General features: G+C 76.0%; 9 protein-coding genes (1 of these 9 only partly in view). All 9 read left to right on the top strand.

Annotation, left to right across the window (positions count from 1 at the left end):
* Nucleotides 1–16 precede the first annotated feature (16 nt).
* Complete coding sequence (locus ND486_RS10155; protein WP_208823483.1) at nucleotides 17–313, top strand: type VII secretion target; 297 nt, start codon at nucleotides 17–19, stop codon at nucleotides 311–313.
* A 35-nt stretch (nucleotides 314–348) separates the two neighbouring features.
* Nucleotides 349–636, top strand: coding sequence for a WXG100 family type VII secretion target (locus tag ND486_RS10150; protein ID WP_208823481.1), 288 nt, complete (start codon nucleotides 349–351; stop codon nucleotides 634–636).
* 67 nt (nucleotides 637–703) lie between these two features.
* Nucleotides 704–1,297, top strand: a complete 594-nt coding sequence (locus ND486_RS10145) for a hypothetical protein (RefSeq protein WP_251784044.1) — start codon at nucleotides 704–706, stop codon at nucleotides 1,295–1,297.
* A gap of 53 nt (nucleotides 1,298–1,350) precedes the next feature.
* Nucleotides 1,351–1,674 (top strand): hypothetical protein, encoded by a 324-nt coding sequence (locus ND486_RS10140; protein WP_208823460.1) that lies wholly within the window; start codon nucleotides 1,351–1,353, stop codon nucleotides 1,672–1,674.
* Complete coding sequence (locus tag ND486_RS29005; RefSeq protein ID WP_285898496.1) at nucleotides 1,667–4,534, top strand: hypothetical protein; 2,868 nt, start codon at nucleotides 1,667–1,669, stop codon at nucleotides 4,532–4,534. The genes ND486_RS10140 and ND486_RS29005 overlap by 8 nt, the downstream gene beginning before the upstream one ends.
* A gap of 2 nt (nucleotides 4,535–4,536) precedes the next feature.
* On the top strand, nucleotides 4,537–6,117 hold the full coding sequence (locus tag ND486_RS10130; protein WP_251784042.1) for a hypothetical protein: 1,581 nt from the start codon (nucleotides 4,537–4,539) through the stop codon (nucleotides 6,115–6,117).
* Nucleotides 6,118–6,159: 42 nt separating this feature from the next.
* A complete protein-coding gene (locus ND486_RS10125; protein ID WP_208823454.1) occupies nucleotides 6,160–6,612 on the top strand; it encodes a YbaB/EbfC family DNA-binding protein in 453 nt (150 codons plus the stop codon).
* Nucleotides 6,602–6,913 carry a WXG100 family type VII secretion target gene (locus ND486_RS10120; RefSeq protein WP_251784040.1) on the top strand — a complete coding sequence of 104 codons (312 nt, stop codon included), beginning with the start codon at nucleotides 6,602–6,604 and terminating at the stop codon, nucleotides 6,911–6,913. Before ND486_RS10125 ends, ND486_RS10120 begins: the two co-directional genes overlap by 11 nt.
* A gap of 140 nt (nucleotides 6,914–7,053) precedes the next feature.
* On the top strand, nucleotides 7,054–12,431 hold the 5' end (the start) of the coding sequence (locus ND486_RS10115) for a toxin glutamine deamidase domain-containing protein (protein ID WP_251784446.1). It continues 23,908 nt past the right edge of the window; the window shows 5,378 of its 29,286 coding nt (coding positions 1–5,378); the start codon lies at nucleotides 7,054–7,056; its stop codon lies off the right edge, out of view.

Raw genomic sequence — 12,431 nt, 5'->3', positions numbered from 1 at the left:
GACCCGGAGGACGAACATGGCGCTGACCAAGGCGGACATGCCGCGGATCGAATCGACCGCGGCGCAGCACGACGAGACCGGCAACGGCGTACAGCAGCTCATCCGCACCGCCGCGTCCGAGGTCGAGGGTCAGTTCGACCCGACGTCGAGCGAGCTGGCGAAGGCGACCCACGCGGCCTGGCTCGACCTGCAGGAGTTCGGCAAGAAGGCGCAGGCGGACCTGCAGCACATGGGTGAGGCCATGCGCCGCGCCGCCACCGAGAACATGCAGACCGACGTCGAGAGCGCCGGCAGCGTTCCGCAGGCCAACTGAGCCCGACCCCTCTGACCAGGTAAGGAGTCCCTCACATGGACACCATGTTCTACCAGTACGAGCAGATCGAGGAAGCGCTCGCGGCGATGAAGCGCTCGGCGCAGACGCTGCAGGACGAGACCTCGCAGCTGCGCAGCGCGGTGCAGCAGCTGTTCGGCGCGGACTTCGTCGGTGCCTCGGCGGACCAGTACAACACCACCGCCAACGAGCTCCAGCAGCAGCTGCAGGCCAAGAACCAGTACATCGACGACCTGCACCGTCAGGTCATGGACTCGATGGAGCGCATGCGCGCGTCCGACCGCGCGGGCGTCAACGCGTTCTGATGCCCCGGCCGGTGTCACCCCGTCGGGGTGACACCGGCCTTCGGCCGTTGCGGAGAACGGAGCAGGGATGGGCGAGCACACGAAGGTCGACCGGGCCGCCATCGACGAGGCGGCGGGCAAGCTCGGCAAGCTGATGGACGACATCAAGGCGTTCACCGACCTCGACCCGCACTGGCCGGACGCGGGCAAGTTCTCCGTGGCGCAGTACGTCGAGCGGCGGGTCGACGACCGGCGCAACGCGGTGATCGACCACGCGAAGCGGATGAAGACGATCCTCGAGGCGATGGAGCCCTCGCTCAAGGACGTGTCGAAGATGCTGGTGGACGTCGACTCCGACAGCGCGGCCGCCGTCGGCAAGCGCATCGACGAGATGCGCGCCGACGCCGACGCCGAGATCGTCGACCGCGCCAACGAGATCGAGCACCAGCAGCACAACTTCACCACCGACGCCGAGTCGGAGGCGAGCAACACCTCCGACGGCGACGGGTACGACGACACCCAGGGCCAGATCATCACCGGTGTGCCCAAGGGCGAGGAGGGCGTGGGCAGCGTCCCGCAGGACGAGGTGCTCAACGCCCCCAGCCAGACCGAGGACACCGACCAGGACACCACCGACGACGAGTTCCTGGACGAGTACGAGGACGACCGGCCCGACTCCTGAGCCCGGTTGCCGCCCGCGCCGGCTCCACCCTTCCCGAGAGGACACCCAGGACCATGGCCGATCAGACCCGCGTCGACGTCGGCGCCGTCACCGCATCCGCCGACGCCGTCGGTGCCCTGCTGCCCCCGAGCTCCGGCTCCCGGGACCGGCTCGGCGCGGACTGGTCGCCCTCGGGGCCGTTCGCGGCGGCGCAGCAGCTCGACGGGGTGTCCGATGCGCGCGCCCAGGAGCTGCTGAGCTACGTCACCGCGCTCCGCACCGAGCTCGGGGAGTTCGGTGCGTCCCTCGCCGACACCGCCCGCAACCTGGTCGACACCGACGTCGTCTCCGGCACGCGGGTGACCGACCTGCCCGGTGACGAGGTCGTCGATGCCTGACGCCGACGACTCGGACGCGTTCGGCCTCGCCGGACAGGACACCGCACCCCCTCCGGCGTTCAACGCCTCGGACTTCAAGACCTGGACGACGTTGCAGTTCCAGGTCGAGGGCATCGCGCCCCAGGAGGGTCAGTCCGCCGCCCCGGCGGCGTGGAAGAAGTTCGGCGACCAGTTCGAGACGGCCACGAAACGTCTTCAGTCGATCAACGACGACGTCGCCAAGCTGGTCAAGCAGGTCGACGAGGCACTGGAGGGACAGGCCGGGACGGCCTTCCAGGACTACGCCGACGGCGTGCTGAAGGAGAGCAAGGCCTTCGCCGCGGTCCTGGCGGACAAGAAGTACGCCGACACCGTCCGCGGCGTCGGCACCGACATCTCCACCTTCCGGGACAAGTGGTGGGAGACGGTCGAGCAGAGCTGGGAGGACCGTCGCGCGGCCCAGGACAAGGTGCGCGCGAAGGCGATCTCGGCCGTGACGCTCGCGGCGGCGGCGGGGGACTCGTCCCTGATCGCCGACGTCGTGCAGACCTACAAGAACGTGGTGCGCCGGATCGAGAACGAGTACGAGGACAAGCTCGTCACGGCACTCCAGAAGCTGCTCGGCGGGCTGGCGGACGACTACTCGACGGCGGCCGGGGACATGGCCGCCCTGGAGATCGTGCGCGGCGAGAAGGCGCGCGGGTCGAAGGAGGCCGTCGCCAAGCTCGACAAGAAGGGCGACGAGGACTCCGACGACGATGACGACTCCGAGGGCTCGGGGTCCGACGACGACGATGACGACTCCGAGGGCTCCGGTTCCGGGGACGACGATGACGACACCGACTCGGACTCCGACTCCGACTCGGCCCCGCCCACCGTCGAGGAGCTGGAGCAGCAGATCGAGGACCTCGAGGAACGCGTCGAGGAACTGGAGACCGGGTCCGGCGACGGTGACGGCGTCGGCGGTGCCGGTGACGGGCTCGGTGACGGGCTCGGCGACGGCGAGGGTTCCGGGTCCGGCTCGGGTTCCGGTTCGGGTTCCGGCTCGGGCGAGGGTTCGGGTTCCGGCGGCACCGGTGGCGCCCACGGCGGGGGCAATGCCGGTGGCGGCGCCCGCGACAAGGCGCTGGACGACGCCCGGAACGCGGCGGGCCAGGCCATCGACGACCTAGCGGGCGGTGGCGGCACCGGCGGCGGCACCGGCGGCGGCACGGGCGGTGGCGACTCCGGCGCCGGCTCCGGCTCCGGCGAGACCGGGGGCTCGGGCGGGGGTGTCCCGGCCCCCCAGATCCCCGACCTGTCGACGGGCGGCGAGGACACCGGCGGCGCCGGGGGATCGACCGCGGACCCGCAGCGGCAGGCGGCGCTCGACCAGGCGAAGAAGGCCGCCGGCGACGCCATCGACGGTCTCCGCGGCGAGTCGTCCGACCCCACACGCGACAAGGCGCTCGAGGACGCCAGGAACGCGGCGAACCAGGCGATCGACGATCTGTCGGGCAGCGGCTCCGGCGGCACCGGCGACGGCTCGACGGGCGCGGGCGGAGGTCTGACCGGCTCGCCGGGCGGCGGCTCGCCGGGGTCGGGCTCGGGCGGCGGTGCGAGGTCGCCGGGGTCGGGTGGCGGCAGCGGACCCGGCTCCGAGGGGGCCAAGCGCGACCAGGCGCTGGAGGACGCGAAGAAGGCCGCGAACGAGGCCATCGAGGACCTCCAGGACCCGGTCTCCGAGGGCGGCTCCGGGGACGGCAGCGGCTCCGGGGACGGCAGCGGCTCCGGCGGGGGCCCGGGCTCCGGGGAGGAGAGCGGCGACCCCGCGCACGACCAGGCGATGCGGGACGCGAAGGAGGCCGCCGACAAGGCGATCGACGAGCTGCGTACCGACGACCCGGTCCGCAACGACGCCCTCGACCAGGCCAAGGAGGCCGCGAACCAGGCGATCTCCGACCTCGCCGCCGACGGGGGCGACACGGGCGGCACGGCGTTGGGGCCCGACGACCGTGGTCTGCTCGACCAGGCGCACGGGGCGGCCAACAAGGCACTCGCCGAGCTGGGCCCGGACGCCACGCCCGAGCAGGCGAGGGCGGCTGTCGAGAAGGCCATCGACGACCTCGGCAACCCCACCGGCGACCCGCACCGCCAGGCCGTGCTCGACGAGCTGAAGAAGACCGCGACCGACGCCCTGGGCGACGAGCCGCCCGGTCGCGTCTCGGACGCGATGGACAAGGCCTTCGAGGAGCTCGGCCAGGACGCGGCCGACAAGACCGGCGTCGGGGACGACCCGGGGGCCCGGACCGCGACCGAGGGCGACGGCGCCGGCGGTGGGTCGTCGGCGTCCCCGCCGGACCTGCCGTCGGCCGAGGAGCTGATGGGTGGGTCCGGTGGCGCGGGTGGCGGCGCGGACGACGGTGCCGGTGGTGCCGGGGGCGGCCCGGAGGGCGGCGCGGGCGGGGGCGGTCCGGTGTCGCCGCCGGACCTGCCGTCGGCCGAGGAGCTGATGGGTGAGTCCGGTGGCGCGGGCGGCGGCGCCGACGACGGTGCCGGTGGCGCCGGCGGCGGCCTCGGCGGTGGCGCCGGTGGCGGCCCGGGTGCGCTCGACCCGAGCTCGGCCCGGTTCGACACCGACGTCGCCGCCGAACGCGGCTTCGGTGTGCCGACCGGCGGCGTTCCCCAGGGGCAGGTTCTCCCCGCGGCCAACGCCGCGGCGGGCGGACCGATGGGCGGCGGCATGCCGATGGGCGGCATGCCGATGGGTGGTGCGGGGATGTCACCGCAGGGCATGGGTCAGGAGCGTGAGCGCGAGCCGCACACCTGGCTGCAGGCCGAGGGCGGGATCTGGGACGAGGACACCGACCATCTCGCACCCGGTGTGATCGGACGGACCTGACCGTGACCACCCCCGTGCCTCCGGTGGACACCGGGTTCGACGCGATCGTCGCGCAGCTGCTCGCGGCCGATCCCGACGTGCTGTACCGGCGGGCGGACGCCGTCGACGCCGTCGTCGTCGAGCTGGAGACGGCCCGCGACGGGCTGCGCCGCGAGACCCGCCGCGTCCAGGAGGCGATGCTCGGCGCGACCGCGGACGGGTTCGCCGCCGAGTCCGCGGCGAAGGTGGCCGCACTGGAACGGTCGCTGGAGGCCGTCCGGACCTGGCCGCTCGCCCTGCGCGGCGCCGGCGACGAGCTCGCGCGCGCCCGCAGCGCGGCGATGTCGCTGCGCGAGCAGCGCGCCGCATGGGCCGGCCACCCGCAGGCGGCCGAGGTCGAGGAGACCTTCGCCGCGGCGGCGCGCGCGGAGCTGGCCCGGGTGGAGACGGCCTTCGCCTCGTCGGGCGGTGCGCAGCAGCCGATCGCGGCGGTACCGGGGTCGTCGCCGACCGGCGCGCCGACGGTGACCGCGGTGTCGACCCCCGCACCGCCGCAGCCGGAGGTGGTCACCGCGGTGCACCCGGGGTCGGCGGGCCCGACGGCCGGGATCCCGGGGCTGACCACACCCGGCCCGGAGGCGGCGGGCATCCGCGCCGCCGCGCTCCCGGCGACACCCGGCCAGGTCACGGACGGATCGCCCACGGCGCCGGGGGACACGGCACTCGCCCCGACGGCGTTCGCGCTCGGTGGCCAGACCCTCGGTGCCCCCGCGGCCGTCCGGACCGCGGCCGTCCCCTCCGGGACGCTGCAGTCCGCGCCGGTGACCCCCGCGCCGGTGACTGCCGCGCGGACCACGGCCGTGGCCCCGTCGGGGGTGCTGGGGCGCCCGTCGGACAGCAGCCGGACCGGCACACCGGCGACGGTCACCGCGCCGGCCGGCGCCCTCTCCCCGGAGTCGCCCGGGGCCGACCCGGACCGGTCCGTCGACGACGGCGGAGCGCTGCCCGGGGGGCTGGTCGGGATGGCGGCGGGCGGCGTGCTCGGACGCGGTACGACCGGGGGCAGGACCCCGGCCGGGACCGGGCCGTCCCCCGCCACGGAGCGGACGGACGCGACCCGTCGCGAGGCAGGGCGCACCACCGGTCCGGACGCGGTCGGGTCCGTGTCGCTGCCGGAGGTCGAGGCGCTGCAGGCCACCACGTCCGGAGGCGGCCCGGCCACGCCGTCCGACCGGGTCCGCGCGGGTTCCGGCCCGCTGCCGTCGTCGGTGGGCCTGCCGCCCTCGCCGTCCGTGTCGTCGGGCGGACCGGCGGTGCGGGTGCCGACGCTGCCGGTCACCGGCGACGCGGCGGCGATCGCGACGCTGCCGGTCACGACCCCCACCCCGGACCCCCGGAGCGCCGGACGCCTCCCGCTGTCCCCGGCTGCCGGCGAGGCGGGGATGCCCGGCGGGGCGCCGATGGGCGGACCGTTCATGCCGATGGGGGCCGGGATGGCCGCCGGGATGAACCAGAACGACGACCGCACCCGCGAGACCTCGCTGACCGCTGATCCCAGCAACTGGCAGGACGACGGGGTGCCGGGAGTGCTGGGCCGCAGCTGAGGCCCGGCACCCACCCGCCGACCACACGAGGAGGAGACACCCATGAGCGACGCCACGGACCACGAGGGGTACTACGCCCGGCGGCTCGACGAGGCCTTCGAACAGGTCGAGCAGGAACGCGCCCGGGTCGGGGAGGTCGGCCGGGTCTGGAAGGAGGAGCAGACGACGGTCGTCGCCAAGGACCGCTCGTTCACCATGACCTTCGACGGCCGTGGTGATCTCGCCGACCTCAGCTTCCACGGAACCCGGTACCGCTCGCTGGCGCCCACCGAGCTCGCGCACCTGATCGTCGGGACGCTGCAGGCCGGTCGGCTGCAGGCCCTGGAGCGCACCGCCGCGATCGTGCAGGAGGGCGGTGGCGCGGAGGGGCTGGACCTGGTCGGGCTGGCCACCGGGAAGGTCGACCCCTCCGAGATGATCGAGTCGCTGATGGGGTCGATGTTCGCCGAGATGGGCGTCGAGGACCCGACCCGGGGTGAGCGTCGTGGCCGATGAGACCTACGTCGACCTCCCCGGCGTGCGGCGCAACGCCGAGGGGGTGCGTCGCATCCGGAGCGACCTGGCAGGGCCCTTGGAGCGTCTGAACGCGCTCAGCGCGGAGTACGAGGGCTGCTGGGGCAGCGACGACATCGGCAAGGCGTTCGGGGAGAAGTACTCCCCGGACTCGACCGAGGCCCGCGCCGGGGTCGGCGAGACGGCCGAGGGGCTCGACATCTACGCCGACAACCTCGAGATCTCGGCGGACAACCTGTCGCGGCTCGACGAGGACAACGCCTCCCACGTCCCTCCCGCGTAGCGCTCGCCGGCCCGGGACGCGCCGACCACGGGCCCCACGGGCCGGCCGTCCGCTCCCGCGCGGCATCCACCCGATCCGGTCGCACCGCCGGCGTCGGGCCGTCACAGCATCGGTGGAACGAGGAAGGAGGGAATCCTGCGATGGCAGGACAAGGTGGGTCGACCGAGCTGCCCGACTCCCTCCAGAAGTTCTTCAAGGTCACCCTCGGGATGGAGTGGCCGGAGGGCAACGAGGGCAACCTGCGGGCGCTGAGCGGCGCCTGGGCCGACCTCGCCGCGGCACTGGAGCAGGCCGCGCTCGACGCGCGGCGGTCCGGAGCCGACCTCGACGACGTCCTGCGCGGCGACACCGGGGCCGCGAACGCGAAGCTCCTCGGTGAGGACTACGCCGCCAGCCTCACCGAGATGGCCCAGGGTGCCGACGAGTTCCGCAAGGCGACGAAGAACGCCGCGGCGGACATCCAAAAGGGCAAGATCATGTTGATCGTGATGGCCGCGATGACCCTCGCGGCCGTCATCGAGCTGATCGCGTCGTTGTTCGGGGCGATCTTCGTCCCGGCCGTCCTCGCCGCCGCCCGGGTCGGCCTGTGGGCGCTGCTGCGGCAGATGGTCAAGCAGATGGTCCAGGCGGTCGCGCGGCTCGGGCTGAACAAGGCGACCGCCCAGACGCTGCTGCGTGGCATCTCGAAAGCCCTCGCGGAGGCGACCAAGCGGGCGGCGCTCTACGGTGCGGCCGGCGCCGGGATCATGGGCGGCCTCGACGGTCTCATCCAGGTCGGACAGAACGAGGCGGGTGACCGCGAGGGCTACGACCTCGACTCCATCGGGCACAGCGCGATCGGTGGTGCGATCGGCGGCGCCGGTGCGGGGCTCGCGCGCGCGGCGGCCGGGGGTGTGCGCAGCTGGAGCAACAGCGCGATGCGCAACCTCAACCGGGCCCGTCCGCCCGGAGCCCCTCCCCAGCAGCTCGCCCGCCACGTCCGCGCGTTCGGCATCCTGGGCTACGCCGGTGCGCAGATCATGACCGCGCCGGCGTCCGGCGCGGTCATCAACGCGGTGTTCGGCGAGGACTCCAACCCGTTCTTCGGTGCGATCGGCGCACTCGGCGGAATGCGCAGCCGCCCCGGCGGGGACTTCGGCCTCGCGGCGAGCAAGTTCCCCGTCGTCAGCCGGACGTCCCTGCTGGACCACATGAAGAAGGAGGGGCTGGGCCCCTCGGCGACCCCGCCGCCCTGGATGACCTCCGCCGGTCCCGACGACGTCCTCCGGATCCCCACGACGTCCGACGGGTCGGGGCCACCCCCCGGTACGCGCCCGTCCGGCGAGGACCCGGCGACGACCCGGGGCGACGACGGGGACTCGTCGGCGCCGTCGCGGTCGTCGGGGCAGGGGGGACCGGAGAGCCGGTCGCCGCTGGTCATCCCGTCGTCGCCGACGGTGAGCTCGACGTCGACGCCGGAGTCCGTGCCGGCGGCGGTGACCGGCGGATCGTCGGGCACCCCGTCCGGCCCGACGTGGGGCTCGGCCGCCGGCGCCCGCCCGGAACCGGTGTCGGAGCCCCCGGCCTCCTCCGTCGCGCCCGTGTCGGGCGAGTCGACGACCGTGTCGATCCCGGACGGAACGCCGGTCCCGGGCAACGGCGGCATCAGCGGCGACACGGGTGGCGGCGCCGCGGGCGGCCGCGATGCGACGGGTAGCAGCGCGCCGGGCAGCAATGCGCCGGGCAGCAACGTGCCGAGCAGTCCTGCCGTGGTCGACTCCGCGTCGGGCGGCAGTGCGTCGGGCAGCAACGTGCCGGGCAGCAACGTGCCGGGCAGCCAGTTGCCAAGCAGCCCCGTCACGGTCGACTCCGCGCCGGGCGGCAACGCGCCGGGGAACAGCGCGCCGAGCAGTCCTGCCGCGGTCGACTTCGCGTCGGGCAGCAGTGCGTCGGGCAGCAGTGCGTCGGGCAGCAGTGCGTCGGGCAGCAACGTGCCGGGCAGCAACGTGCCGGGCAGCAACGTGCCGGGCAGCAACGTGCCGGGCAGCAACGTGCCGGGCAGCAACGTGCCGGGCAGCAACGTGCCGGGCAGCAACGTGCCGAGCAGCTCCGCCACGGTGGACTCCGCGTCGGGCAGCAACGCGCCGGGGAACAGCGTGCCGAGCAGCCCTGCCGCGGTCGACTTCGCGTCGGGCAGCAGTGCGTCGGGCAGCAACGTGCCGGGCAGCAACGTGCCGAGCAGCTCCGCCACGGTGGACTCCGCGCCGGGCAGCAACGCGCCGGGGAACAGCGTGCCGAGCGACTCCGCCACGGTGGACTCCGCGCCGGGGGACAGGGCGCCGGGCACCGGGGCTCCGGAGAACAGCACGCCGGGCAGCGCGGCTCCCGGGAGTGCCGCACCGGGCAACACCGCGACGGGTGGCGACGCACCGGGCAGCATCGCACCGGGAAGCGACGCTCCGCTCGGCGCCGTGCCCGGTCACGGCGCGCCGGTCGGCGCAGCGCCGGCCGGCACCGCGTCGGGCAGCGCCGCGTCGGGCAGCGCCGCGTCGGGCAGCCCTGCGTCGGGCAGCCCTGCGTCGGGTAACGCCGCGTCGGGCAGCCCTGCGTCCGGCAACACCGCGTCCGGGGGCAGCTCGACCGCGCCCCGGACGACGTCGGACATCCCGGTCAGGAGCACCGGCGGGGAGACACCGAACCCGGCGGCACCGGTCAGCGAGGGCCGGGACCAGGGCTCCACGCCTGCGCGGGGCACCGTCGAGGGGGAGGGCACCGGCGGCCGCGGGACCGACGCTCCGGGCCCGGCTGCGACGGTGCAGTCCGACGGCGCCGCCCCGCCCGGGCGGGCCACGACCGGCGACGGTCCCTCCACACCGGACGGATCCCGCGACACCGGCGGGGTCCGTCCGACCGAACCCACCTCCTCCACCGGGGCCGTGCGCGACGCGACGACGGACTCCGCCGGCGGTCCGGTCCGCGAGCCGGTCCGGGGCGAGCAGGCGCCCACGGTGGGCGGCGACGTGCGTACCCCGGAGCTCGCCCCGTCCCGCGTCGCCGACGACGCCGACGGTCGTGGGACGGGTGGCCCGGTCGCCACCGCGCAGCCGCCCGCCGCGTCGGCGACCACCCAGCCGGCCACGACTCCGCCGGCCACGTCCGGGACCGGTCGCGACACCGCCGCGACCTCCGGCGCGGGCCGCAGCGACGCCACCCCGTCGGGTCAGGGCTCGGGGGCGAACACCCCCCGCTCCGCCCAGCAGGCGCCGTCGACCGGCACGTCGGCGGGGGAGGGGCGCACCGTCGGCGGCGAGGCCGCCACCCGCACGGCCGGTGGTGGGCGCGACGCCGCCCCGACCGCCGCCGACGGCGCCCGTTCCGCGGACACCTCCCGCTCCGGGGGATCCCCGCTCACTCCGGCCGCCGGGGACCGGGCCACCTGGGAGACGTCGGGGTCCCCGTTCACCGACCTCGATCGCACCCCGCCCACCGCACCCGCCGAGCCCGCGGTCCTGCCCGCGGTGGTGTCGTCCACGCCCGCGACCGGCACGCCCCCGCCGGTGTCCACCTCGGTCACGGCGGGGTCGGCGCCGGCCGCCCCGGCCCCGACGCCCTCGTCCTCGATCCCGACGCCCCCGTCCCCGGCCGCGTCGTCGTCGAGCCCGACTCCGGCTCCGCCCCAGGCCCCGACGTCCGCCCCGGCGCGCACCGGTACCGACGGTGCCCCGCCGCCCGCGCCGCGCACCGACGGCAGCACGCCGGCCCAGGCACGTACCGACGGCAGTACGCCGGCCCCGGCACGCACCGACGGCAGCACGCCGGCCCCGGCACGCACCGCCGGGGCCGGCGGGCCGGACACGACCCGGACCGGCGACCCGGCGTCCGGCGAGCACCGTCCGGCCACCGCCCGCGGTTCCCGCACCCCGGACCCGGACCCGCGCGTCCCGGAGTCCCGCCCGGCCGAGTCCGGCGGGCGCTCGCGCACCCGCGACCGCGACGACGGCACCGTCGTCCTGCCGGTGCCGACCCCGGACCCCGCCGAGGCCGGTCCGCCCGCCCCGCGCCGCGGCGACGACGGGGGGCGGTCCGCCGCACCCCGGCCCGAGCACGGCGCGCCGGTCACCCCGGTCCGGTTCCGCGAGTCCACCACCTCGATCGGCGAGGACGCCCGCGGCCCGATCCGCGACGCCACCGACGCGTTCGTCCGCGACGTCCTGGCCACGCCGCCGGACCGCCGGGCCCCCGCCATGACGATCACCGGCCACGGCAACGGGACCATGCGGCGCACACCGTGGTCGATCGACGGCACCGGCACCGGCCGGGCCCGGGCCGACGCGGTGCGGGCCGTCGTCCTCGAGCGGCTCGACGAGCTCGCCCGGGAGGGCGGCCTGGGGGGCCGGGACACCTCCGAGTTCCGGGTGCTGGCGCGGACGGACGCGACGCCGCTGACCTCCGGCGCGCTGCGCGACACGAACCGGATCGCGATCATCGACTACACCACCGAGGACGTCACCGGCGCCCGGTCGGAGAGCACGGTGACCTTCTCCTCCGGCCAGCACCGTCCCGGCCCGGGTGCCGACGCCGACATCGTCGCGCTCGCGGGTCAGGTGCGGGAACGCCTCCGCGACGGCGGCCCGGTGCGCGTGGAGATCGTCGGCGACGGCACCGGCCGTCCGGCGCAGCGCCTGGCGCACCGCGGCGGCGCGCTGATCGAGTCCTCCGGCCGGGTCGCGAAGACCAGGCTCGGCAGCGCCGAGAAGTGGACCCGTGACCTGCTCCGGCACCCCGCCGACGACCCCCGTCCCCCGGGGCGGTGGGTGGTCCGGCCACCGTCGGCCGGCCCCGAGGCCCTTCTGGAGCAACGACGCGCCGCCGGCCGGGAGCGGGCCGACGCCGTCGCGAACCGGCTCCGTGAGCTGCTCGGCGACCACGCCGACGGGGTCCGCATCGCGACCCGGGCCGCGGTCGACCCTGCTTCGGACGGCCCGGCCGGGCCCCCGTCCCGGTCGGTGCGTGCCGTCGTCGAACAGGACGCGCAGCGCCCGCCGGAGGCGGTCGGCCGCCGCGGGCCCGGCGAGGACGGCGTGCTTCGCAACGACGGCGACGGCGCCCGCGACGGTGACGGCGGCGGCCCCCGCGACAGCGGCGACAGCGCCCGGAGCGACGCGGCCCCCGCCGGCGCGCCCGTCCGCATCGCGTTCGCCGAGGGCGCCCACCGGATCGCCCACCGCGACCGTGCGGCGGTCGAACGCGCCACCGATGCGTGGATCGACGACGTCGTCGCCGCACGTGCGGCCGGCGGCCCGACCCCCGCCCTGGTGGTCACCGGGCACGGCAACGGGTCGCGCGACCTCGTCCGCCCGTGGGCCGACCGCACCGGCGCCGAGGTCACCGGCCGCGACCGCGCCCGCTCCGTGCACGACGTCGCCGAGCAGCGCCTGGCCGAGCGGCTGCGCACCGAGCGGGCGGGCGGCCTCACCCGCGAGGACTTCCGCATCGTCTCCGGCGGCAGCGCCCGCCCGCCAGTCCCGGACGCGTCCGT

Origin of the sequence: Pseudonocardia sp. DR1-2, from assembly GCF_023717215.1 — a bacterium.
Lineage (GTDB): Bacteria > Actinomycetota > Actinomycetes > Mycobacteriales > Pseudonocardiaceae > Pseudonocardia > Pseudonocardia alni.
Note: the sequence above shows the minus strand (reverse complement) of the source record. Positions and strands in the feature narration are given on the sequence as shown.

Coding starts and splice junctions, on each gene's coding strand:
- ND486_RS10140 (WP_208823460.1), top strand. CDS start 1,351: ATGGCCGATCAGACCCGCGTCGACGTCGGCGCCGTCACCGCATCCGCC.
- ND486_RS10150 (WP_208823481.1), top strand. CDS start 349: ATGGACACCATGTTCTACCAGTACGAGCAGATCGAGGAAGCGCTCGCG.
- ND486_RS10155 (WP_208823483.1), top strand. CDS start 17: ATGGCGCTGACCAAGGCGGACATGCCGCGGATCGAATCGACCGCGGCG.
- ND486_RS10145 (WP_251784044.1), top strand. CDS start 704: ATGGGCGAGCACACGAAGGTCGACCGGGCCGCCATCGACGAGGCGGCG.
- ND486_RS29005 (WP_285898496.1), top strand. CDS start 1,667: ATGCCTGACGCCGACGACTCGGACGCGTTCGGCCTCGCCGGACAGGAC.
- ND486_RS10125 (WP_208823454.1), top strand. CDS start 6,160: ATGAGCGACGCCACGGACCACGAGGGGTACTACGCCCGGCGGCTCGAC.